The organism is Streptomyces sp. NPDC006140, from assembly GCF_040628815.1.
Classification (GTDB): Bacteria; Actinomycetota; Actinomycetes; order Streptomycetales; family Streptomycetaceae; genus Streptomyces.
Genome location: NZ_JBEXTS010000007.1, coordinates 59983 through 82652 on the forward strand (window position 1 = coordinate 59983; position 22670 = coordinate 82652).

General features: G+C 71.6%; 17 protein-coding genes and 1 pseudogene. 10 read left to right on the top strand and 8 right to left on the bottom strand.

The features are described 5' to 3' along the window. The first annotated feature begins 22 nt into the window (after positions 1–22). Positions 23–1531 (top strand): GMC oxidoreductase, encoded by a 1509-nt coding sequence (locus ABZ386_RS19640; RefSeq protein WP_358965345.1) that lies wholly within the window; start codon positions 23–25, stop codon positions 1529–1531. Between the two features lie 55 nt (positions 1532–1586). On the opposite strand, the gene ABZ386_RS19645 is transcribed toward ABZ386_RS19640, so the two are convergent. Further along, entirely contained in the window at positions 1587–2936 is a 1350-nt protein-coding gene (locus ABZ386_RS19645) for a DUF1254 domain-containing protein (protein WP_358965347.1), read from the bottom strand. A gap of 886 nt (positions 2937–3822) precedes the next feature. Here ABZ386_RS19645 and ABZ386_RS19650 point away from each other — a divergent pair. After that, positions 3823–4008, top strand: a pseudogene (locus ABZ386_RS19650) (pirin family protein); the annotation flags it as partial. A 247-nt stretch (positions 4009–4255) separates the two neighbouring features. On the opposite strand, the gene ABZ386_RS19655 reads toward ABZ386_RS19650, so the two are convergent. From ABZ386_RS19655 to ABZ386_RS19665, 3 genes are all read right to left on the bottom strand, one after another. Beyond that, positions 4256–5476: a metallophosphoesterase gene (locus ABZ386_RS19655; protein ID WP_351336085.1), complete on the bottom strand. Its 1221-nt coding sequence runs from the start codon at positions 5474–5476 to the stop codon at positions 4256–4258. A 348-nt stretch (positions 5477–5824) separates the two neighbouring features. Continuing rightward, positions 5825–7840 carry an FtsX-like permease family protein gene (locus ABZ386_RS19660; protein ID WP_358965348.1) on the bottom strand — a complete coding sequence of 672 codons (2016 nt, stop codon included), beginning with the start codon at positions 7838–7840 and terminating at the stop codon, positions 5825–5827. After that, a complete protein-coding gene (locus ABZ386_RS19665; RefSeq protein WP_358965350.1) occupies positions 7837–8565 on the bottom strand; it encodes an ABC transporter ATP-binding protein in 729 nt (242 codons plus the stop codon). The genes ABZ386_RS19660 and ABZ386_RS19665 overlap by 4 nt, the downstream gene beginning before the upstream one ends. A gap of 39 nt (positions 8566–8604) precedes the next feature. Between ABZ386_RS19665 and ABZ386_RS19670 the strand changes: the two genes are divergently transcribed. The 6 genes from ABZ386_RS19670 (at position 8605) to ABZ386_RS19695 (ending at position 15990) form a co-directional block, all read left to right on the top strand. Continuing rightward, positions 8605–9912, top strand: a complete 1308-nt coding sequence (locus tag ABZ386_RS19670) for a histidine kinase (RefSeq protein ID WP_356504951.1) — start codon at positions 8605–8607, stop codon at positions 9910–9912. Next, entirely contained in the window at positions 9909–10568 is a 660-nt protein-coding gene (locus tag ABZ386_RS19675) for a response regulator transcription factor (protein ID WP_356617545.1), read from the top strand. Before ABZ386_RS19670 ends, ABZ386_RS19675 begins: the two co-directional genes overlap by 4 nt. A gap of 280 nt (positions 10569–10848) precedes the next feature. Continuing rightward, a complete protein-coding gene (locus ABZ386_RS19680; RefSeq protein ID WP_358965352.1) occupies positions 10849–11490 on the top strand; it encodes a (2Fe-2S)-binding protein in 642 nt (213 codons plus the stop codon). Positions 11491–11502: 12 nt separating this feature from the next. Next, positions 11503–12483 carry a xanthine dehydrogenase family protein subunit M gene (locus tag ABZ386_RS19685; RefSeq protein WP_358965353.1) on the top strand — a complete coding sequence of 327 codons (981 nt, stop codon included), beginning with the start codon at positions 11503–11505 and terminating at the stop codon, positions 12481–12483. Then, positions 12480–14693 (top strand): xanthine dehydrogenase family protein molybdopterin-binding subunit, encoded by a 2214-nt coding sequence (locus ABZ386_RS19690; RefSeq protein ID WP_358965355.1) that lies wholly within the window; start codon positions 12480–12482, stop codon positions 14691–14693. Before ABZ386_RS19685 ends, ABZ386_RS19690 begins: the two co-directional genes overlap by 4 nt. Positions 14694–14835: 142 nt before the next feature. Continuing rightward, the gene (locus tag ABZ386_RS19695) at positions 14836–15990 is read left to right on the top strand and encodes an XdhC/CoxI family protein (RefSeq protein ID WP_358965357.1); all 1155 of its coding nucleotides are present in this window, start codon (positions 14836–14838) and stop codon (positions 15988–15990) included. Between the two features lie 24 nt (positions 15991–16014). On the opposite strand, the gene ABZ386_RS19700 is transcribed toward ABZ386_RS19695, so the two are convergent. Further along, entirely contained in the window at positions 16015–16902 is an 888-nt protein-coding gene (locus ABZ386_RS19700; RefSeq protein WP_358965359.1) for a helix-turn-helix transcriptional regulator, read from the bottom strand. A gap of 140 nt (positions 16903–17042) precedes the next feature. Between ABZ386_RS19700 and ABZ386_RS19705 the strand changes: the two genes are divergently transcribed. After that, entirely contained in the window at positions 17043–17867 is an 825-nt protein-coding gene (locus ABZ386_RS19705; protein WP_356504959.1) for an SDR family oxidoreductase, read from the top strand. 305 nt (positions 17868–18172) lie between these two features. Next, complete coding sequence (locus ABZ386_RS19710) at positions 18173–18799, top strand: TetR family transcriptional regulator (protein WP_356524346.1); 627 nt, start codon at positions 18173–18175, stop codon at positions 18797–18799. A 154-nt stretch (positions 18800–18953) separates the two neighbouring features. On the opposite strand, the gene ABZ386_RS19715 is transcribed toward ABZ386_RS19710, so the two are convergent. The 3 genes from ABZ386_RS19715 to ABZ386_RS19725 all read right to left on the bottom strand — a co-directional run bounded on the left by ABZ386_RS19715 (position 18954) and on the right by ABZ386_RS19725 (position 22627). Then, entirely contained in the window at positions 18954–20444 is a 1491-nt protein-coding gene (locus tag ABZ386_RS19715) for a family 43 glycosylhydrolase (protein WP_358965361.1), read from the bottom strand. Between the two features lie 297 nt (positions 20445–20741). Next, positions 20742–21422 carry a response regulator transcription factor gene (locus ABZ386_RS19720; RefSeq protein ID WP_351336048.1) on the bottom strand — a complete coding sequence of 227 codons (681 nt, stop codon included), beginning with the start codon at positions 21420–21422 and terminating at the stop codon, positions 20742–20744. 23 nt (positions 21423–21445) lie between these two features. Then, positions 21446–22627: a sensor histidine kinase gene (locus ABZ386_RS19725; protein WP_358965363.1), complete on the bottom strand. Its 1182-nt coding sequence runs from the start codon at positions 22625–22627 to the stop codon at positions 21446–21448. Between the last annotated feature and the right edge of the window lie 43 nt (positions 22628–22670).

The window sequence follows — 22670 nt, forward strand, 5'->3', positions numbered from 1 at the left end:
ACATCACTAAGGAGCACCCCCCATGTCCACCACCAGCGGTTTCGACACCATCATCGTCGGCGGAGGCTCGGCAGGCGCCGTGCTGGCCGCCCGGCTCAGCGAGAACGGCGCACGGCGCGTCCTGCTGCTGGAGGCCGGCCCGTCGTACGAGCCCGACGGATACCCGGCTCCGGTCCGGGACCGGAGCCTGCTCGGCGCCTTCACCGGGCACGACTGGGGCTATCAGAGCGAGCCCGGCTACATCGGCCACCCGGTCGCCGCGTACCGGGGCAAGGTGCTGGGCGGCAGCTCCGCCGTCAACGGCTCGTGCACGCTGCGTGCCCTGCCCTCGGACTTCGCCCGCTGGACGGCACACGGCCTCAAGGGATGGTCGTACGAGGACCTGCTCCCCGTCTACAAGGCCGTGGAGAGCACGGACGCGGGCGACGACGCCCTGCACGGGCGCACCGGCCCGCTGCCGATCAAGCAGCTCGGCCGCGACGACATCAGCGCCATGCAGCGCGCGTTCGTCGACGCTGCCGTCGCGCACGGCATCCCGTTCGTCGAGGACTTCAACGGCCCCGGCCCTCAAGGCGTGGGCATGTACCCGATGAACGTGAACGGCGGCGTGCGGATCAACACCGGCATGGCCTACCTGACCAAGGACGTCCGCGCCCGCGCCGAACTGGAGATCCGCGCCGAGACGCTGGTCGACCGCGTGGTCTTCGACGGGTCCCGGGCGGCGGGCGTGGTGCTGGCCGACGGCACCGAGCTGCGGGCGGGCGAGGTCATCCTCTCGGCGGGCTCGTACGGCAGCGCGGCGATCCTGCTGCGCTCGGGCATCGGTCCCGCCGACGACCTCGGCGCGCTCGGCATCCCGGTCGTCTCCGACCTGCCTGTGGGCCTGCGGCTGCAGGACCATCCCTTCTACTACAACGCCTACGCGGCCGACCCGGAGCGGATCGGCGAGGGCCTCCCGGTCATCGGCGCCAAGGTGTGGACCGCCAGCTCCCTGGCCGGCGCCGGGGAACTCGACCTCCACGTCACCGCCACCCACCTCTTCGACCACTCCACCAGCCCCACCGGCGTCGGCTTCGTCCTCGCCGTCGGCCTGGTGCGCCCCGCCTCGCAGGGCACCCTTACCCTGGTCAGCCGGGACCCGGCGGCGGCGCCCCGCATCGACCTCAACTTCCTGGCCGAGCCCGAGGACCGCCGACGCATGCTGGAGGGGATCAGGCTCGCCCGCCGCATCGGCGCCACCGCACCGCTGTCCGGCCTGATCGGCCAGGAGCTCAACCCGGGCACGGAGGCGGACACGGACGAGTCGATCGAGCGGACGATGCTCGCCACACTGGACACCTACCACCACCCCACCTCGACCGCTCCGATGGGCGCCGACGACGACCCGACCGCCGTCACCGACCACCTCGGCGCGGTACGCGGCGTGGAAGCCCTCCGTGTCGTGGACGCGTCGATCTTCCCGGACGTGCCCTCGGTGGCCACCAACCTGACGGTCATCGCCGCGGCCGAACACATCGCACGCCGGATCTGAGGCGGTCGGCCGGGCGACCGCAGCAGGTCGCCCGGCCGACCGGAGCCCTTGAGGATCAGGACTTCTGCGGCTCGATGTCGGGCAGGGACCAGGAGCGCTCGAAGTACGGCTCCAGCGGGCCGAAGAGCCGGAAATAGGTGAACCAGGACTTCCCGGGCCGGGTCGGAATCCAGTTCTGCTCCAGACCCTCGGGAGCCTTCGGACCCATCACGATGTCGATGGAGCCGTCGGCGTTCTTCTTCAGGTCCTGACGCGACGTCCGGTCCACGATCTGCTGCTCGTTCTGGATCAGGCCGCGCGTGTCGGTCTCGTACAGGGTGACCGACCAGAACAGCTTGGCCGGCACGCCGGACGGAACCCGAAGGCGATAGGTCTTCCCTCCGTCGAACGCTGCCCCCGTCTTGTCGTAGTACGCGGCGAGATAGGCGGACCCGGAGCCGGGCTCCTTGCTCAGTACGGCCGCCGACGTCCCCGTGATCTCGTAGAAGAACGCCGTCCGCTCCTCGAACATCGTGCCCCCGGGAACGTCCTGCTCGTTCGAGTACGACTGCGGGATGAGGTACTCCCAGTGCGAGTCGTCGCGGTAGCGCATGTCCGGGACGCGCTTGCGGAACGCGCCGGCCTTCGCCGTCGCCTCACCGACGACGGCGGCCTTCTCCAGGATCTTCCGCTGCCGGGCGTCAGGTTCGAAGGACTTTCCGAACCCGAGGCCGAGCGGCTGCAGCATCGCCGCGAAGAACCGGTCCCGGTCCTCGACGGACTCTCCCTCCAGCGCGCTCGCGAGCCGCTGCCAGTAGGCGAAGCCGTGTGGATGCTCCATGCTGGTGAGCCGGCCCTCGGCCTTGAACCGGAGCAGGCGGGTGCGCCCCCCGTCCGGGGTCTGGCCGACGGGGTAGATCTTCGCCGTCTCGAAGACCGCACGGACCTTCTCCGGGTCGGGGTCGAGGCCACGGGTGAACAGCAGTGCCCGCTGGGTACGGGACCGCAGCACCCGAGCGCCGGCGGGAAGATCGTCCGGCACCTTCTGCCCCGGCCCCACGAGGACGAAGACGGCACCCTCTCCCTTGTCGGGTGCGGGCGCCCCGACATCGGTGAGCGGACGGTCCCACCAGTCGATCAGCGAACCGGCCGTCGCGCCCTTCGGATACTCGAACACAAGGGGCCGGTCGGTGAGGTCGAAGTGGGCGAAGACATAAGGGGTCGTGACGTTCGAGCCCATCATCACGCTGACATCGCGGTATCCGGTGACCAGCACGAGGTCGCCGCTGCGGGCGCCGGCGTTGTCGATGAGTGTCTGCCGCGCGCTTTCCATGCCGACGATGGGGATGGCCCACAGATAGCACTGCACCGCCCGTTGGAAATCCATCGAGTCGTAGAGCCTCTGCACCGTGTCCTGCGTGGGCATTCCGAGATCGAAGCGCAGAGAACCGATCTCGGTCTCGATGACATCACCTTGCGGCTCGGCCCCGGTCTGATTCGTACAGGCGACCCCTGAACCCAGCGCCGCGGCCGACGCCGCCAGTTTGAACGTCTGCCTTCTGCTGTACGCCATGCCATGACCTCCCGGTTGTGCTGACCCCGGTCGACGCTCCGCCGCCGACAGACTCGGGGGGTTCTGCCGCGCCCTGGCTGTCGCCGACCAGAAGCCTCGAAGCGAGGTATGTCGAACGCAACCAACCTAACACCACGTTTCGAGGTAATGCGCCTCGGTCGACGCCCTCGCAGAGGTGCGCTGCGAGGCGCCGCACGTGGGCGGAGAGGTGGGCGATGCGGGCGTTTGTGGCCGCCAGGTCGGCTCGGAGCAAGGCTCGGCGGGCCCGCGGCTGCCGGGGCGTGTATCTGGCAGGGCATATCGCGGTGGCGGTAGATGCCATCCTTCATTGACGCTCGGCGCCAACCACCCAGGCAGTCATCGTCGCCACTGCAGATCAGCACCTACACGCAGTGTCACCCGTCACTGAATCCCATCTACGGACACTTTCTTGGGCCGCCGACGCAGCCGCCCGGCCCTTTCACCGCCTTCCCCGGATGGCACGGATCCCGGATGGGTGGGGTGGGTGTCGAGGCGGACGTGCGCGTCGATGGAGGGGGGCGTCGAGGAGGGGTGCACGATTCGGCCCGTGGCCGGGCCGAAGGGCCTGGCCGCAGACGGTCGCGGCCGGCGGGAGATGCGCGAATGTGATGCGGGGATGGATCGTGGAGCGCTTCAGCGACTGAGGGCGGCGGCGGGATGGTGAGTCCCGGCAGCCGAGTAACGTACGAAGCTTTCGCGATCGCGCCTGCGTCTGAGCGATCAGATGCTGACTTTTGCTGACTTTGCGGGGCTCAAATGCTGCTCGCAGGAGGAGATCGAGCAGGCGCGGCGGGACTGGATGGAAGGGACGCGGTTCGGGCACGTGAAGGGATACGACGGCGATCCGCTGCCTGCCCCCGAGCTGCCGGCGGTGCCGCTGAAACCGCGTGGAAGGGTCCGTTGACCTGCGGACATGCTGCCTGAATGCGGGTGGTTGCTGAGCGGGAGGCGGCCAGGCCCCGCCTCCTGCGCTGGTCCGTGGTGCGCGGCCGTGTTCACAGGCTCGCTTGTGGTCGGACCGATGCCGACCCCGCAGTCAGTTGCGCCACGCGTCGTCGGGGGAAAGCGCTGCTCTGCCGATCGTCTCGTGGAGAGTCGACGAGTTGCGAGGGCGCAGCCGTCGGCCCGTGGGAGTGTCGGCCCGTCGAGTGCTACATCGAGGTGGGCAGATGCGGGCTGCGGAGCACGAGCAGGGTGATCTCGCTGGGGGCGAAGACGCGGAACGGCGGGCCCCAGAAGCCGGTGCCGCGGCTGGTGTAGAGGAGGGTGCGGGTGCCGTGGTGGCTGAGGCCGGCGAGGGCGGGCTGGTCGAGGCGGACCAGGTGGTGGAAGGGCCAGATCTGGCCGCCGTGGGTGTGGCCGGAGAGCTGGAGGTCGATGCCGTCGGCTGCCGCCCGGTCGACGAACTTGGGCTGGTGGGCCAGGAGCAGGACGGGTAGGCCGGGGTCGGCGCCGTCCAGGGCTCCGGCGAGGTGGGCGCGGTGGCCTGCCAGGCCGGAGGACTCGGCGGTGACGTCGTCGACGCCGGCGACCACGAGGGTGTCGCCTCCGCGTTCCAGCAGCAGATGGCGGTTGCGCAGCGGCTCCCAGCCCAGCTCGCCCATCAGGTCGACCCAGCCCTGGGCCTCGCTGTAGTACTCGTGGTTGCCGGTGACGTACACCCGGGCCCGGGTGGCCCGCACGGTACCGAGGGGGACGGCCTGGGCGCGGCGGCGTTCGGCCGTGCCGTCCGCGATGTCGCCGGTGTGGCAGACCAGGTCGGCTTCGAGAGTGTTCACCGTCTCGCACACCCGCGCCGACCAGCGAGTGCGATCGAGCGGGCCGTAGTGGGTGTCGGTGATGAGGACGACACGCAGGCCGTCCAACCCGGCGCCCAGCCGCGGGAGTCGCACGTCGAGTCGGCGCACGCGCGGCACGCGGCGGGCTTCGGCGTACCCCCAGGCGAGCAGTACGGCGGTGGTGCCGAGGACGGCCCACGTGACGATGCGGGCCCGGTCCTGACTCTCGCCGACGCCGGCCACGGTCAGGGCGAGCCGCAGCAGGACGCCGAGCAGAACGGACCAGGTGAACAGAACCCAGCTGGTGCCCAGCAGGGTGTCACCGACGATCGCCGCCCGGTCCTGCTGGCGCCGGCCGTGGCCGCGCCCCATCGCGAGCGGCATACCGACGAGGCCGAGGGCGAACAGGGCGGTGCCGACCAGGACGACGGGCAGCGGCCAGTGCTGGCCGGTGTGCAGGAGCACCCAGCAGGGCACGACCCACAGCAGGACGGGGGCGATCAGGGGCAGGTAGCGCATCAGGCGGTGCAGTCGGCTCTGCCGCGGAGCTTGCGTCTCGCCGTCGGCGGGTCGGGTGTTGCTGGTGTCGGCCACGCTTCCCCTCCCTGACCAGGCTGCCGTCTCGCGCACTGTATCCGGTCGCCCTCGGGCCGGCCGGACCGGCAGTGCCTGGGCGCGGTCCCTCGGGGCTGAGGCTTCTCCGCGGGATGGCAGGACTCCGCTGCGGACACCTCCCTTGACATGGGCCGGGAGCAGGTTGCCACCGCCTTCCTCGGCTTCGTACCGCCGCCAGTGGCCGCGCCCCCGCGGGGGATGGGCCCACCACTTGAGGAGGGCCCGCGCCCTGTCTACGTCATCGATGACGTTGCGAACTCGCCCGTCCAGGAGGCGACCACCACACCGGCTGGAGCACTTTGCGGGCCATCCGCATTGTCGCGACCTTCAGCTGACCCACTCGCCGCGAGCCCCCGCCTGTCGGGTGACCGTCCGCAGCAGGGGGCGGCTCAGGCCGCCGGCCGCCAGGATCCCGCCGACGCCGGCGGCGGAGCACGCCGCGAGCACGATCAGGCCGTGTGCGTCGAACGACGAGCTGCCGCCGGCCAGCATCATCGATCCTCCGCACAGCAGCCCCGCGGCGACGGCCCCGCCCGCCAGCACGGTGACCGGGATGAGCGTCTCGCGGTTGCGGGCGGTGTCCAGCACACGCAGGGGAGTCCCGGCCAGGTGCAGCAGGGCGTAGGTGCGGCGGCGGTCCAGGACGGAGGAGGCCGCGGTGATCCCGGCAGAGGTGATGGCCACGGTGAACGTCACCACGAGCACCACTCGGGTGATGGTGTTGAAGTCCCGGGTGAACCGGTTCTCGGACCAGTTCACGTCGGTGCTGGTGACGGGGTACTGGTCGGGCAGCAGGCCGGTCAGCGCGGTGCGGGCGCGGTCCAGTTCGGCGGGGCCGCCGGAGACGGTGGCGGTGACCTGGCGGCTGTCGGAGGGGCCCTGGGCCACGGGGTCGTCGTCCACACCGATCACCGCGGTCACGCCGGCGGCGTGCAGGCGCTGTGCGGCCAGCGTCCGCACCTGCGTCACCTGGTGTTCCGGGACGGCGAGGGCGAGCCGGTCGGGCCGTCCGAACGGCAGAGTGCTGTCCATGGTGAGCAGGGCGAAGAACCCGGCGACGAAACCGGCCAGAGTGAGCCCGGAGACGATCCGCCAGGCGGCCTTCGGATCGTCCAGGAGCCGGCGCCCGGCCAGCAGCGTCGCCGGCCGCTTGGCCAGGGCGGTGACGACCCTGCCGAGCAGCCGGACCACCCAGGGCCCGATCACGGCCAGCGCGAGGAAGACCGCGGCGAACGCGGACAGCGCCACGACGTCGGCGCTGCCGTACTGCTTGGTGGTCCAGCCGTACACGGCGACGACGGCCACGAAGACCAGCGCCCGTACGGCGCTCGCTCCCCGGCTGCGGGAGCGGCGCGCCACGCCCAGCGGGCCGACGACCACCTGGCGCAGTCCGGCGAGCGCGCTGACCACGACCAGCGCGACCACACCGGCCATCACCGCCAGCAGTGGCGGCGCGCCGATCCACAGGTCCGCCGTGTACCAGGCGCCGCCCGCGAGCGGCAGGCTCGCCGCCACCGGCAGCAGCACCGCGTAGCCCACGGCACCGAGCAGCGCCCCGGCCGTTCCGGTGAGCAGCGCCTCGGCGGCCGTCATGCCGGCGATGCGGCCCGGCGTGGCGCCGATCAGGCGCAGCGCGGCGAGGCGCTGGTCGCGGCGGGACACCGACAGCCGCGCGGCGGAGGCTCCCAGCACCAGCAGCGGTACGACGACGAGGATGGTGGCGAGCCGGGCCAAGGACTCGTACATGCGGCCCGTGCCCTCCGCCAGCGGCCCACCGGTGAAGGACGCGACGCGGGTGGGGGAGGCTATGTCCCCGACCCGGCGCGGGTCGGGCTCGCGCGGGGTGGTGACCGCCGGGTCGGTGGAGCGGTGTCCGATCACCGCGACGAGTTCGTCGGGGTGATCCAGCGCCGCGCGACCCAGCGTTCCGGTGGGCGTGCCGGGGACCGGGTGGCGGTCGGCGGGCAGCCGGTCGAGCAGGTCGCCGAGCGCGGGGGAGACCCACAGCTCGCCCGGCGCGGGGAAGCGGTCGAGGCCGGGCGGGGCGGGAGCGGTGCGCCCGGGCAGCCGCGCGACGTCCACGACGGTGACCGGCTCACCCCGGGTGAACGTGGTCCCGACCGCCTGGACGGCCACCGGGTGGGAGGACTCCACCGGGTTGCGCCAGTCGGTACGGTCCGCGCGGTGCTGGAAGCCCAGGTTCATCGCGACGCACAGCAGGAGCAGTGTGGTGGACACGGCCGCCGCCGCGACCGCGAGACCTGTCGCGAGCAGTCCGGTGCGGCCGCCGGCCCGGGTGAGCCGCCAGGTCAGTGTCCAGGTGGTGCGGTCCAGTGCCCTCATCGCCGGTACCCCGCCTTCGCGTCGGTCTCGGTCCCGGTCTGCGCCGCAGCCTGATTCCCGGCCAGGCGGCCGTCTCGGACCTCCACCGTGCGATCGCACCAGCGGGCCACGTTCGCGTCGTGGGTGACGACGACCAGGGCGGCGCCCTGGCTGTGGCTGACCTCCACCAACAGCCGGATCACCTCCATACCGGTCGCCTGGTCCAGCGCTCCGGTCGGCTCATCCGCGAAGATCACTTTCGGATGGCCGACCAGGGCCCGGGCGATGGCCACCCGTTGCGCCTGACCTCCGGACAACTGCCCAGGACGCCGGTCCTCCAGGCCCTGCAGGCCCAGCGGACCGAACCACTGCCGGGCCTGCTCGACGGCCGCCCGGCGCGGCGTGCCGCCGAGCATCAGCGGCAGGGCCACGTTCTCGTCGGCGGGCAGTTCCGGAAGCAGCTGACCGGACTGGAAGACGAAGCCGAACGCGGTGCGGCGCAGCTCGCTGCGGGCCGGTTCGCGGAGCTGGTCGATCCGCTCGCCGTCCAGGAGCACCTCACCGGAGTCGGGCCGTTCGATACCGGCCAGGCAGTGCAGCAGGGTGGATTTGCCGGAGCCGGACGGGCCCATGACGGTCAGCGACTCGCCGGCCGGCACGTCGATGTCGACCCCGGCCAGGGCGCGGGCCATGCCGTAGGACTTGAACAGGCCGGTGCCGGTCAGGACGGCGGAAGTGGTGCTCATCGGGCGGACTCCCCGGAGGAAACGGTGATCATCAGATGCATGCCGCCCACGATCGGCGCGCACGGCACCCGCCTGGCTCGGCCGGACGGCCGGTTGTGGTGGCCGGACATCGGCCATTCGGCCGAGGCCGCCGGGAATCGCCGCTTCCGTATCCTGCCGGGTGTGTATTCCGAGGATCCGCGGCTGCGCCGCGTGCTGATCGCCGTCGGCTGGGCCCTGCTCCTCGCGGTGGGGCTGCTGGATGCGTTCGGGGGCCGGGCACTCCACTACCACTGGACGAGCTGGCTGCCGGTCGTGTCCGGCCCGCTCGCCTGCGCGGCATTGCTGTGGCCCGGCCGCCGGCCGTCCATCCAGGCACGTGCCGCGCTCGTCGCTGGCTGCTCGCTGGCTCTCACGGTCGGGATCGGCGTGTTCGCGGGTGTGAACGGTGCTGGCACCTGGGGTTTCCTGGAGGCCGTCGTCCTGCTGGTGCTGCTGTCCCGCGCGGTGGGGACGGTACCCCGCCCCGGAATCGCGGCGGCCGCCTCGGCCGCACTGGCCGTCGCGGTCATCGCGATCCCGCTGCGCTACGCGCCGACGGACAGCCAGGCCGCCATCAGCTGGTCCCTGCTGATAACGCTCGCCGTCGGCGTGTCCTTCGCCTGGGGCCTACGCGCACGCCTGCTGAAGGAGCAACGGGCCCGCGACATCACCGCCGTACGCCAACGGGAGCGCCTGGAACTCGCCCACGACCTGCACGACTTCGTCGCGCACCACGTCACCGGCATCATCGTCCAGGCCAACGCAGCGCTCACCCTCCAGCACACCGCACCGGAACAGGTCGGGCCGCTGCTGGAGAACATCACCCGGTCCGGATCGGAGGCGCTGGACTCGATGCGCCGCCTGGTGCGGGTCCTGCGCGAGGACGACCGCGACAGCATCCGGCCGGGGCAGGTGTGGAGCGAACTGGCCCGTCTGGTCTCGGCGTTCTCCGCGGACGAAGCGGACGTCCAGTTGCACCTGGCCGCGGCGGCCCGAGAGGTGCGGCTCGCCCCCGAGGTGGAGACCTCCGTGCACCGAGTCGTGCAGGAGGCACTGACCAACGTGCGCCGGCACGCTTCCGGCGCCGCGGTGGCCGTACGGGTCGACGTGGACGGGCCCCGGCTGCGGGTCGAGGTGCACAACACGGCACCCGCCGCACGCCACGCCGTCCCGGTCGGCGGACGCGGCGGCTTCGGACTGGTCGGCCTGCGGGAACGCGTCGAAGCGGTGGAGGGCACGCTGACCGCCGTCCCCACCGACGACGGCGGCTGGCGCGTGACCGCCGACTTCCCGGTGCTGGCCGCTGTGACAGGATCACGGGCGTGAACGACACGGCGATCCGCGTACTGATCGCGGACGACCAGGAACTCGTCCGCATGGGCTTCCGGCTGATCCTCGGCGCCCAGCCCGGCATCGAGGTGGTCGGCGAGGCCGCCGACGGCGCCGCCTGCGTGGAACTCGCCCGCCGGCTGCGGCCGGACGTGTGCCTGGTCGACATCCGGATGCCGAAACTGGACGGCCTGGACGTCACCCGGGCGCTGGCCGGACCCGGAGTCCACAACCCTGTGCGGGTCGTGGTGATCACCACGTTCGACCAGGACGACTACGTGCACACCGCGCTGCGCAACGGGGCGTGCGGCTTCCTGCTCAAGGACGCCCCGCCCGGTCTGCTGATCGAGGCGGTGCGGGCCGCCGCCCGCGGCGACGCGCTGGTCTCCCCGGCCGTCACCGTCCGGCTGCTGAAGCAACTGTCCGCCATGCGGCCCGAGCCGGAAGCCGCCTGCCCGCTGACCGAACGGGAACTGGACGTGGCCCGGCTCGTCGCGGTGGGCCGCACCAACCAGGAGATCTGCGACGAGCTGGTGGTGTCCCTGTCCACCGTCAAGTCGCACCTGGCCAGCATCCAGCAGAAGATCGACGCCCGTAACCGGGTCGAGATCGCCGCGTGGGCGTGGGAGTCCGGCGTCATCCGGGAGCGGTAGGGGCGGCTGCACAGCCCCTTACCGGTCGGCCAAGCCCTCTGCACGCATGACGACCACCGCACAGCCGGATCGCTCTGCCTGCTACTGCCAGACGTACCAACGGCAGTGGTACGCACCCGAGTCGTCCCACAACTCTCCGCTCGTTGTATCGCGCCGTGTGCCGCACAGTGGATGCCGTGTCGCACCGACGGCCCGGTGAGGCGGCTGCCGACATACGCCGGTTCGTGCACATGACGGTGCTCGGCGCCGTCACCTGTCTTCGCCGACCGAGAGAGTGAGCATGTCCACCGAACCCCCCGAGCCAACTGTCTCTCTCCCCGAGGGATCTTCCTCCGCTCCGTCCAGGCGCACGTTCATCGCGACCACCACCGCCGTCGGCGGCGCGGTCGTCGCGGGCGGCCTGACAGCCGGGCCGTCCGTGTTCGGCGCCGAGCCCGCGGAAGCCGCCGACGCGGCGCCCAGCAGCCGCGTCACCCTGACCGTCAACGGCGAGCGCCGCACCGTCACCGTGGACCACCGGACGTCGCTGCTGGACCTGCTGCGCGAACACCTCGGTCTGACCGGCTCGAAGAAGGGCTGCAACGCCGGTGCCTGCGGTGCCTGCACCGTCCTGGTGGACGGCCGCCGGGTCAACTCCTGCCTGACGCTGGCCGTCCGGCTGGACGGCGCCGAGGTCACCACCATCGAGGGCCTGGCGAAGGGCGAACGGCTGCACCCGTTGCAGCAGGCCTTCATCGACCAGGACGCCTTCCAGTGCGGCTACTGCACCCCGGGACAGATCATGTCCGGCGTCGGCTGCATCCAGGAGGGGCACACGGACTCACCGGAGGAGATCCGGGAGTTCATGAGCGGCAACATCTGCCGCTGCGGCTGCTACGTGAAGATCGTGCGGGCGGTCGAGCAGGCCGCGCACGGGAAATGAGGCACGGTCCCCATGCACCCCTTCTCCTACACCAGGGCCGCCACCACCCGGCAGGCCCTCGACGCCGGCCGCGACGGCGGCCGTTACATCGCCGGCGGCACCACACTCGTCGACCTGATGCGTGAGACCGTCGAACGCCCCCGCACGCTGGTCGACATCAGCGCCCTGCCCCTGCGAGAGATCATGGTCACCAGGCGCGGGGGCCTGCGCATCGGTGCCCTGGTGCGGATGTCCGAGGCCGCCGCCCACCGAGGCGTACGCGCCCTGTACCCGGTCATCTCCGAGGCGCTGGAGCTGAGCGCGTCGGCGCAGCTGCGCAACATGGCGACCATCGGCGGCAACATCATGCAGCGCACCCGCTGCACGTACTTCCGTGATGTGACCGCCGCCTGCAACAAGCGTGCGCCGGGCTCCGGTTGCGCGGCACGGGACGGCTTCAACCGCACCCACGCGATCCTCGGCACCTCCGGCGCCTGTGTGGCCACCCACCCCTCCGACGTCGCCGTGGCCTTCGCCGCACTGGAGGCGACCGTGGTCGTACTCGGCCCGGACGGCGAGCGCAGCGTGCCCTTCGCCGACTTCCTGCTCAGACCGGGCAGCACACCCGACCGCGAACAAGCCGTGCGCCGGGGCGAGTTGATCACCGCTGTCGAGATACCGGCTCTTCCGCGCCCGCTCAGGTCGGGCTATCTGAAGGTGCGTGACCGGCAGTCGTACGAGTTCGCGCTCACCTCGGCGGCCGTCGCCCTGCACATCCGCGGCGGGGTGATCCGCGAGGCCAGGGTCGCCGCCGGAGGCGTGGGCACCGTCCCCTGGAAACTGCCCGCCGTCGAGCGAGAGCTCCTCGGTCGGCGGCCGTCCGACGCCCTGTGGGCCAAGGCCGCCGAGCGGGCGGCGGACGGGGCCCGGCCACTCCACCACAACCGTTTCAAGGTCGAGTTGCTCAAACGGACCGTCGAGCGCCAACTGCGCGTCGTAGGAGGTGGCAAGTGAGCCCGCAGCCCCAGGCAGCCGTCGGAGCGCCGCTGTCCCGGGTGGACGGGCGGCTGAAGGTGACCGGCCGGGCCAAGTACGCCGCCGATCACGTCCCCGGCGGGGTGGTGCACGCCGTCGTCGTCGACAGCAGTGTGGCGCGCGGCCGTATCACCGCCATCGACACCCGTGCCGCGCACGCCCAGCCCGGCATCCTGGGCGTACTCAGCCACCTCGACAAACCCGAGCTGGCCTACCGCGACAACCCGGGCGCCTGGCTGGACCCGGCCGTCGGCGAGCGGTTGCACGTCTTCCAGGACGACAAGGTGCGCTTCTTCGGCCAGCCCGTCGCCGTGGTCGTCGCCCGCACACTGGAGGCCGCCCAGCACGCTGCCGACCTGGTGAAGGTCTCCTACGACGCCGAGCGGCCGTCGACCGACATGACAGCGCCCGGCGTCCGGGAGAACGAGCCCCAGCGCCAGCAGAACTACGTGCGCGGCAACCCCGAGGAGGCATTGGCCTCGGCGGACGTGAGGCTGGAGGGCACCTACCGGCTCACCCGCAACCACCACAACGCGATGGAGCCGCACGCCACCGTCGCCCGCTGGGACGGTGAGAAGCTCACCGTCTGGGACAAGACCCAGTGGACGCTGGGAGCGCGGGACGAACTCGCCGCCGTGTTCGGCGTTCCGGCGGAGAACGTGCGCGTGATCTCGCCGTTCGTCGGCGGCGCGTTCGGCAACGCGCTGCGCACCTGGCCGCACACCACCCTCGCGGCCCTCGCCGCCCGCCAGTTCCGTCGCCCGGTCAAACTGGTCCTGACCCGCGAGCAGCTGTACTACGGGGTGGGCTACCGGCCCGCCTACGAGTACCGGCTGCAGTTGGGCAGCACCCGCAGCGGACGCGTGACCGCGACGGACCACCGGATACGGGGCGAGACATCGACGTACGAGAACTACGGCGAGGGCGTGATGAACCCGGGGCAGGTGCTCTACGCCACGCCCCACGTACGCCAGGCGTACCGGACCGTGCCGCTGGACGTGAACACACCGACGTTCATGCGGGGCCCCGGCTGGTCCAGCGCCGCCTTCGCCGTCGAGTCGGCCATGGACGAACTCGCCCACGAGACCGGCATCGACCCGATCGAGCTGCGGCTGCGCAACGAACCACAGGAGGACCCTGCGGGCGGGCTGCCCTGGTCCACCCGGCGCCTGACGGAGTGCCTGCGGACCGGAGCCCGCGAGTTCGGCTGGCACCGGCGCAACCCCAAGCCCCGCTCCCGGCGGGACGGCGACTGGCTGATCGGCATGGGCATGGCCAGCGGTATCTACGACACCCTGCGCATGCGGTCCGAGGCACGGGTCAGGCTGGACGCCGACGGCACGGCCCTGGTCCAGGCCTCGACCAGCGACATGGGCCCCGGCACCTACACCTCCATGACCCAGCTCGCCGCCGACGCCCTCGGCCTGACCATGCGCACGGTCCGCTTCGAACTCGGCGACTCCACCTTCCCGGCGTCCCCGCCGCACGGCGGCTCACAGACCATGGCCGGCGTCGGCTCCGCCGTCCAGGACGGCTGCGACAAGCTGCGGCAGGAAGCGATCGAACTCGCCGTCGAGGACGAGCGGTCACCGCTGCACGGCGTCGACGCCGACGACATCGTGGTCCGCGGCGGCCGGCTGCACGCCAAGGGCAACCCCGCGCGCGGGGAGACCTACCGGCAACTGCTGGCCCGTAATGGCCGTACGCACCTGGAGACGCGCGGGACCTTCACCCCGAGCGGCGACGACCGGTACGCCATGAACGCCTACAGCGCGGTGTTCGCCGAGGTGGCCGTCGACCGGCGCCTTGGCCTGGTGCGGATGCGGCGGATGCTGGGCGTCTACGACGTCGGGCGGATCATCAGCCCCAAGCTCGCCGACAGCCAGGCCCTCGGCGCCATGGTGGGCGGCATCGGCCAGGCCCTCCTGGAACACACGGTCACCGACCACCGCGACGGCCGGATCGTCAACGCCAACCTCGCCGACTACCTCGTGCCCGTCAACGCCGACGTCCCCGACCTCAGGGCGATCTATCTGGACGGGGAGGACCTTCACGCCGACCCCATCGGCGTCAAAGGCCTCGGCGAAGTCGTGAAGGTCGGGGTCGCGCCGGCCATCGCGAACGCGGTCTTCAACGCGACCGGCCGCCGCGTCCGCGACCTGCCCATCACCGCCGAAGCCCTGCTCTGAACCCGGACAGGCCCTGAGGGCCCCTCCGCCACCCGGCCGGGGCCCTGAGACCCGTCCCACCGATCGGCCCGCCGCCGCGCCCACCATTCCCCCCATGCCGGCGCGGCGGCGGGCTCCCCACACCGCCCCAGGAGCGCCACTCATGCTGAACATCGCGGACACGCTGTACCGCTGGTGCCGCGAGGCCCGCCCCTTCGCCCTCGCCACCGTCGTCCAGGTCAGCGGCAGCGCACCCCTGCCACCCGGCACCTCACTGGCCGTCGACACCGACGGCGAAGCGGTCGGCAGCATCTCCGGAGGATGCGTGGAAGGCGCCGTCTACGAGCTGTGCGGGCAGGTCCTGGAATCGGGCGAACCCCCGATACGGGCCTCGTTCGGCTACTCCGACGACGACGCCTTCGCCGTGGGCCTGACCTGCGGCGGCGAACTGGAGGTCATGGTCCAGCGCATCGACCCCGCCGACCAGCCCCACCTCACCACCGCCCTGGAACAGGCGTCGGCCGGTGTGCCCCTCTCCGTGGCGCAGGTGATCGACGGCCCGCAGCGCCTCCTCGGCCGCACCCTGTCCGTCTTCGGGAACGGCAGCGCCTACGACGGGACACTGGGCAGCCAGCAGGCGGACCGGGCGGCGGCCAACCAGGTCCGCGGGCTGCTGCGGGCGGGCCGGACCGCCCGCATCGAGGTCGGCGGGGACGCCGACACCTGCCCGGAGAAGCTGACCCTCCTGGTCCACACCCGTGCGGTGCCGCCCCGCATGCTGATCTTCGGCGCCGTCGACTTCGCCGCCGCTCTCAGCCAGGCCGGACGCTTCCTCGGCTACCGGGTCACCGTCTGCGACGCCCGTCCCGTCTTCGCCACCCCCGAGCGCTTCCCGCACGCCGACGAGGTCGTCGCCGACTGGCCGCACCGCTACCTGGAGCGCACCGAGGTCGACGCCCGCACCGCGATCTGCGTCCTCACGCACGATGCCAAGTTCGACATCCCCCTGCTCCGCCTGGCCCTCGACCTCCCGGTCGGCTACATCGGCGCGATGGGCTCCCGACGCACGCACCAACACCGCCTGGAACGTCTGCGCGAGGCCGGCGTCCCCGAAGAACACCTCGCGCGGCTGCACTCACCCATCGGGCTCGACCTCGGCGCCCACACCCCCGAGGAGACAGCGATCTCCATCACCGCCGAGATCATCGCCCACACCCACAACGGCACCGGCCTGCCCCTGTCCCGCGTCCTCGGCCCCATCCACGGTTCCGTCCCCCCGGCCAAGGCGCCGTCAGCAGCCGCGCTCCTGGCGGCATGAGGCCCCACGTGCTGATCGACACCCTCAGTGCTGCGGCTCCATCTCCCAACTGGCCAGCATCCGCAGGGCTTCCTCCGAGCGGGAGCCCGGCTCGGCGTAGTAGGTGACCAGCCGCATGGGGGCGCCCCCGGGCAGTGCCATGGGTTCGTGGACGAGGTCGAACTCTCCCACCAGCGGGTGCCGCATCCGCACGATCTCGCCGACGGTCCCGCAGCTCACCTCGTGCCGCGCCCACAACCGCCGGAACTCCTCGCTCTCGCGCGACAACTCCTCGATCAGCGAAGTGAAATGTGCGTCCCCGGGGCTCTTGCCGGCGTTCATGCGCACAACGCCGGCGATTCTCTGCGCCGTACGGGCCGGTTCGGCGAACCTCTCGCGTGCCTCGGGCGAGAGGAAGATCAGCCGGGCCACGTTGCGCTCCTCGGGCGGCAACTGGCCCCAGTCCCCGAAGACGGCGGCAGCGAGCCGGTTCCAGCCCAGGATGTCCAGGCGCCGGTCGACGACGTAGGCGGGCACGCCGAGCGTGTCGAGCAGGTGCTGGACGCTGGGCCGCAGTTGCTGCTGCGGGGGCGCGGCCGGCGTCGCGCTCTGCCGCTCGGGCTGGGCCAGCCGTACCAGATGGTCGCGCTCCTCGTCGTTCAGGCGAAGGGCGCGGGCGACGGCGTCCAGCACCTCGGCCGACATGGTCTCGCCGTATCCCTGCTCCAGGCGTGCGTAATACGCGTACGACACCCCGGCCAGCTGCGCCAGCTCCTCGCGCCGCAAGCCGGGAACCCGCCGCCGCCCGTGCGAGGGCAGGCCCACGTCCTCGGGCCTGAGCCGGGCCCGGCGCGACCGCAGGAACCCCCTCAGCTCGGTACGCCGGTCCAGTCCGGACGTCACTTGGTCACCGGGCGCCACATATGAAGACATCTCTGTCCTCCCGTTCTCATACGTGCCCTCGCTGGTGCGGAGCAGCGTACAGCATCGACCCAGCGAATCATTTTGATACTCAGTCTCAGAGGGATGTAGAGTCTCCTCATAAGACTTCACTTCGAACGGGAGTGTCTCTCGTGAGCAAGATCTGGTTCATCACTGGTTCCTCGCGCGGCTTCGGCCGCCAGTTCGTCACCGCGGCCCTGGAGCGCGGCGACAAGGTCGTGGCCACTGCCCGCGACACCGACTCCCTGGCGGATCTGGTGGCCGCGCACGGCGAGGCGATCCTTCCGCTGCCCCTGGACGTCACCGACAAGGCCGCCGTCACGGAGGCCGTGAAGCGGGCGCACGACCACTTCGGCCGCTTGGACGTCGTCGTCAACAACGCCGGCTACGGACTGTTCGGCGCGGTCGAGGAGTTGACGGAGCAGCAGGTCCGCGACCAGATGGAGACCAACTTCTTCGGCGCCCTGTGGGTCACCCAGGCCGTCCTGCCCCTCCTGCGGGCCCAGGGCAGTGGTCACATCGTGCAGATCTCCAGCGTCGGCGGTGTCACCGCCTTCCCCAACCTCGGTGTCTACAACGCCTCGAAGTGGGCCCTGGAGGCCGCGAGCGAGGCCCTCGCCCAGGAGGTCGCCGGATTCGGCATCAAGGTCACCCTCGTCGAGCCCGGCGGCTTCGCCACCGACTGGTCCGGCTCCTCCGCCGCCTTCGCCGGGCAACTGCCCGCCTACGACGACCTGCGCACGGCCCTCGCCGCCTACTGGGGCAACTTCCGGCCCGGCGACCCGACCGCCACCGGCGCGGCCCTGCTGAAGATCGTGGACGCCGACAACCCACCCCTGCGGGTCTTCTTCGGCACCGCGCCGCTCCAGCAGGTCCCGCAGGTCTACGCCGAGCGGCTGAAGACCTGGGAGGAATGGGCCGACGTCGCCACGGAGGCCCAGGGCAGCGCGGCGTAACCGTATGGCGCATGCGCCGACCTGAGCCGGCGCTCGTCGCCGCAGCCACGACAACGGCCGGCGGGCAGGCGCGATCCCCCGACGGGAGACCGCACGTCCGCCGGTCGTGGTGTCGGCCTCACCGCTCCAGCAGCGCGGCCTTCGGCGCGGCGCAAGACGTCCCGCAGCCGGGCGTTGGTGCGGCCCACCGCCCACAGCTCCATCTCCGCGCCGAACGAGGGCCCGCACATGACGGACCGCCTCACGTGCAAAGAGTCCGCGCTTGATACTCGGTATCAAATTGAGCCTTGTTGTACCCTGCTGGTATGTCTGAAACCGCCAGCGCCGCCGACCAGTCCGCACGCAAGCCGCCCGGCCTGCGTGAGCGCATGCGTGCGACGGTTCAGGCGGAAGTGGTCGAGGTGGCGCACCGGCTCTTCACCGAGCAGGGTTTCGACCGGACCACCGTCGACCAGATCGCCGCCGAGGTGGGCCTGTCGCGTGCCAGCCTCTTCAGGTACTTCGGCACCAAGGAGGACATCGTCCTGGGGCGCCTGGAGGAGACCGGCCGCCAGATCGCGGCAGAGCTCGCCGCCCGTCCCGACGACGAACACCCCTGGGAGGCACTGCGCCGAGCCTTCGACGTCCTCATTCGGATCAACGAGGCAGCGCCGCCCGAGCGGGTGCTCAGCTATCTGCGCATGCTCCAGGAGACCCCGTCCCTGCGCGCCCGGCACCACGAGAAGCAACTGGGCTGGAAGAAGCTGCTGGTGCCGGAGGTCACCCGGCGCCTGGGGGCCGATGCCGACCGGCCCGAGGACACCAGGCCGAGCGCGCTGGCCGCCGCCGCGCTCGCCTGCCTGGACACGGCCTCCACGGCATGGGTGGCCTGTGAGGGTACGGTCCCGCTGGCCGTGCTGCTCGACCGGGCGATGGGCGCGTTGGCGAAGTGACCCGGCCGTGGGCTTGATCCGCCGCACGGTAACGCCTGCCGTCGCCGGGCCGCAGACCTCGGCCCGGCTGCTCCCCCCCTCGGCCGGGGCAGCCGGCAGCCCACGTCGGTCGCCCGGCCCGGCTCGCGGCCGGCGATTCCGCTGAGGGGCGGTGTCACCCGCGCCGTTCGGCGAACCGGACCCGGCGCAGGAGGACCTCACCCGACTCGCTCCACACACCGACCAGGCGCCCGGTGAACCCGCCCGCCACTTCGGTGGAGAGATAGCGTCCGTCGAGGCGGGCGAGGACATCCGTGCCGGTTCCGTCACCGATGCCCAGTTCGATGTCGTCCGGTCCGTTCCACGTGGGCTCCGTGGAGCGGACGCGGAGGGTGACAGGGGAGTCGGGCAGCGGGCGGGAGCCGAGGACCGACCGGACCTGTCCGATGCGTGCGACGGCGGTGACCTGGCCGCCGGCGACGCGCAGGCCGTACCAGTGGGCACCGTCGAGCCGTAGGGCGACGGTGAACGCACCCTCGCCCGGATCGACGACGAAGTCGGCCTCCCAGTGGTCCCCGCCGACCCGCGTGAACAGTCCCGACGGCTCACCGGACTCACTCGGTGCGTGAGCCACGACCACGCCGTCCGGCACGCCGCGGACGATGCGGTCCGGACGCTGCCCGGGTGAGACCCACCTGGGATCCAGTCCGGGCGCGACGAAGTCGTCCTCGAAGTCCCGCTGCCCCGTGGGGACATGGCGTCTCGGCGGCTCGAACCGTGGCCAGTCGTCCACCCAGGAGACATCGGCGAGGAACGTCTCACGCCCGTTGACGTGGAATCGGGGACTGCGGCCTCGTGGCCGCGTGCCGAGATACACCGCCGCCCACGCCCCGTCGGGACGCTCGACCAGATCGGCATGACCGACGTTCTGGACGGGATGAGCCGTACTGCGGTGGGTGAGGACCGGATTGTGCGCGGCGGCCTCGAACGGTCCTCGGGGGCTCCGGGAACGCGCGACCGACACCACGTGACCCCGGTCCGTGCCGCCTTCGGCGATGACCAGGTACCACCAGTCGCCGCGCCGGTACAGGTGTGGTCCCTCGGAATGCGCCAGGCCGGTGCCGTGCCAGATCCACCGCGGCTTCTCGAGGAGCAAGCCCCGCTCCGGATCGACCGCGACCTGCCGGATGCCGATCTCGGTCTCCGACCACGAGCAGTACGTGACCAGGCACGTCCCCTCGTCGTCCCAGGCCAGGTCCGGGTCTATGCCGTCGAGTCCGGTGAGGCACAGGGGCGCGGACCACGGCCCGGCCGGGTCGCTCGCGTGGTAGACCTGATGGCCGCCGCGAGCGTCGTCGATGTTCGTGGTGATCAGCCAGAACCGGCCCCCGTGGTGGCGCAGCGTAGGGGCGTAGATGCCGCGGCTCGACGGAGAACAGCCCGCGGGGAACTGCTCGTCCCTCGTCAGGGCGTTGCCGATCTGACGCCAGTGGACCAGGTCGCGGGAATGCCAGATCGGCACGCCGGGGCTGTACTCGAACGATGAATTCGCCAGGAAGTACTCCTCACCGACCCGGCACACCGAAGGATCGGGGTACAGCCCGGACAGGATCGGGGCGGTCGCCGCGTCGGCGTACCCACCGCCTTCCGGTGGCATCGAACTCATGGGGTGTCACCTCGTGTGCCGGCCGGGCGCGACGCGGCTGTAGTCGGTCATGTGGCTCTTTGGTGGAAGCTCGGGCGGTTCCCGGGCGTGACACGGGGGCTTGGAACCGCCGACGAGCAGGGTTGGTTCCACCTGCTCGGCCCAGGCGCGTGCACGTGTGGTCGTGCGGCAGAGGGAACCGTCGGTCGGGATGAGTCCGGCGCTCGCCGATGTACGCGGCGGTGCCCCGAACGTAGTGAACGGTCACCTTTGAGGTCAAGAGTTGCGTGGTGATCGTTCACTTTCACTCTGCGAGGGTCACAAGCCTTGTCGTTCCCCAGCGCGCACCAGGCCGGTCTCGTAGGCGATGACGACCAGTTGGGCCCGGTCGCGGGCGCCGAGTTTTGCCATGGCCCGGTTGGCGTGGGTCTTGACGGTGACGGGCGTGACGAAGAGGCGTTCGGCGATCTCGTCGTTGGCCAGGCCGGAGCCCACCAGTGTCAGGACCTCCCGTTCCCGGGGGGTCAGGGCGGCCAGTCGCGTGGCGTCGACGAGGTCGCCGGGGGAGGGCTGGGCGAGGACACGGGAGATGAGGCCCTTGGTGGCTGCCGGGGAGAGCAGCGCCTCACCGGCGGCCACGAGGCGGACGGCTTCGAGGAGCTGCGCCGGTTCGACGCCCTTGCCCAGGAAGCCGCTCGCGCCTGCTCGGAGGGCCTCGATGACGAGGTCGTCCTCCTCGAAGGTGGTCAGGACGAGGACCTTGACCCCGGCCAGATCCTCGTCCTGAGCGATGAGTCGCGTGGCCTCGATGCCGTTGACCTCGGGCATCCGGATGTCCATCACCACCACGTCGGCGCGCTCGGACCTGGCCAACTGGGCCGCCTCCCTCCCGTTGGAGGCCTCCGCGACCACGTCCATGTCGGGCTGTGCGTCGATGAGCAGACGGAAGGTGCCGCGGAGCAGGGCCTGGTCGTCGGCGAGCAGGACGCGAATGGTCATGGGCGGTGGTTCCTCACGGGGTGTCAGGCAGTTGCGGATGAGAGCGAGAGCGGCAGCTCGGCGACGACCTGGAAGCCGCCTTCGGGACGCGGGCCGGCGGTGACGGTGCCGCCGATGGCGGTGGCGCGCTCGCGCATGCCGATCAGTCCGTGGCCGCTGCCCGCGCCCTTCGGTGCGCCCGGGCGTCCGTCGTCCGTCACGGTGACCCGGAGTGAGTGCACGCCGTAGTCCAGGACCACCGAGGCGCGGGACGCGGACGCGTGCTTGTGCGTGTTGGTGAGGGCTTCCTGGATGATGCGGTAGGCGGTCAGGTCGGTCGCGGGCGCCAGCGGCGAAGGCCCGCCCGTGCGGGTCACCGACACCGACAGCCCGCTCGCCTCGAACCCGCTGACGAGGGTGTCGAGATCGGCCAGACGCGGGATGGGGGCCCGCGAGCCCGGCGCGTCGTCGGGCTGACGCAACAGGCCGACGGTGGCCCGCAGTTCGTCGAGGGCGGCGCGGCTGTTGTCCTTGATGTGGGCCAGTGCCTCGTAAGCCTGCTCGGGGTTGGCGCGCATGAGGTGGTGCGCCACGCCGGCCTGGGCGTTGACCAGGGTGATGTGGTGGGCGACGACGTCGTGCAGATCGCGCGCGATGCGCACGCGTTCCTCGGTGACCCGGCGCCGGGCCTCCACTTCCTGCATGCGCTCGGCACGCTCCGCGCGTGCCCTGGCCGCCGCGAGGTTCTCACGGCGGCTGCGGACGGCGCGGCCCAGCGCGGTGGCCCCGATCGCGAAGTCCAACCGCAGCAGACTGGTTCCCGCCACCAGGGACTCCGCGTGGGTGGCGGCGTAGACACCGGTGATCGCCACGGCCGCGGCCACCCCGACGGTCCACGCGGTGCGTCGGCTGCCGAGGGCGGCGAGGGTGTACAGGGCGATGAGGCTCGCCGCGGGGGTCGGCGCGATGTGCGGGGCGACGGCCATCAGCGTGAGGTCGCCCGCCACCGAGAACAGGGCGACTCCCAGCGGCCAGCGGCTGCGGAAGGCCAACGGCACGCACGACAGCGCTGTCCACACGACCTCGTGCCAACGAGGCTCCTGCCAGCCGTCCTGACCGGCGGCGGTCGCCGCCGCGGCGATCACGACCAGAGGTACCGCGGGCAGGGCGTCTGTGATCCGGTCATGACGGGCCAGCCACTGTCGCCACACCATGGGCAGTTCCATTCCCTCACTCTAAGCAGCGCCGGCCGGTGGAAGGCGAGGTCAC

Bases quoted from the DNA above. Each gene is read 5' to 3' on its own strand.
- ABZ386_RS19640 (WP_358965345.1), top strand. From the start codon at position 23: ATGTCCACCACCAGCGGTTTCGACACCATCATCGTCGGCGGAGGCTCG.
- ABZ386_RS19645 (WP_358965347.1), bottom strand. From the start codon at position 2,936: ATGCCCACGCAGGACACGGTGCAGAGGCTCTACGACTCGATGGATTTC.
- ABZ386_RS19660 (WP_358965348.1), bottom strand. From the start codon at position 7,840: ATGAGGGCACTGGACCGCACCACCTGGACACTGACCTGGCGGCTCACC.
- ABZ386_RS19665 (WP_358965350.1), bottom strand. From the start codon at position 8,565: ATGAGCACCACTTCCGCCGTCCTGACCGGCACCGGCCTGTTCAAGTCC.
- ABZ386_RS19670 (WP_356504951.1), top strand. From the start codon at position 8,605: ATGCCGCCCACGATCGGCGCGCACGGCACCCGCCTGGCTCGGCCGGAC.
- ABZ386_RS19680 (WP_358965352.1), top strand. From the start codon at position 10,849: ATGTCCACCGAACCCCCCGAGCCAACTGTCTCTCTCCCCGAGGGATCT.
- ABZ386_RS19685 (WP_358965353.1), top strand. From the start codon at position 11,503: ATGCACCCCTTCTCCTACACCAGGGCCGCCACCACCCGGCAGGCCCTC.
- ABZ386_RS19695 (WP_358965357.1), top strand. From the start codon at position 14,836: ATGCTGAACATCGCGGACACGCTGTACCGCTGGTGCCGCGAGGCCCGC.
- ABZ386_RS19700 (WP_358965359.1), bottom strand. From the start codon at position 16,902: ATGTCTTCATATGTGGCGCCCGGTGACCAAGTGACGTCCGGACTGGAC.
- ABZ386_RS19710 (WP_356524346.1), top strand. From the start codon at position 18,173: ATGTCTGAAACCGCCAGCGCCGCCGACCAGTCCGCACGCAAGCCGCCC.
- ABZ386_RS19715 (WP_358965361.1), bottom strand. From the start codon at position 20,444: ATGAGTTCGATGCCACCGGAAGGCGGTGGGTACGCCGACGCGGCGACC.
- ABZ386_RS19720 (WP_351336048.1), bottom strand. From the start codon at position 21,422: ATGACCATTCGCGTCCTGCTCGCCGACGACCAGGCCCTGCTCCGCGGC.
- ABZ386_RS19725 (WP_358965363.1), bottom strand. From the start codon at position 22,627: ATGGAACTGCCCATGGTGTGGCGACAGTGGCTGGCCCGTCATGACCGG.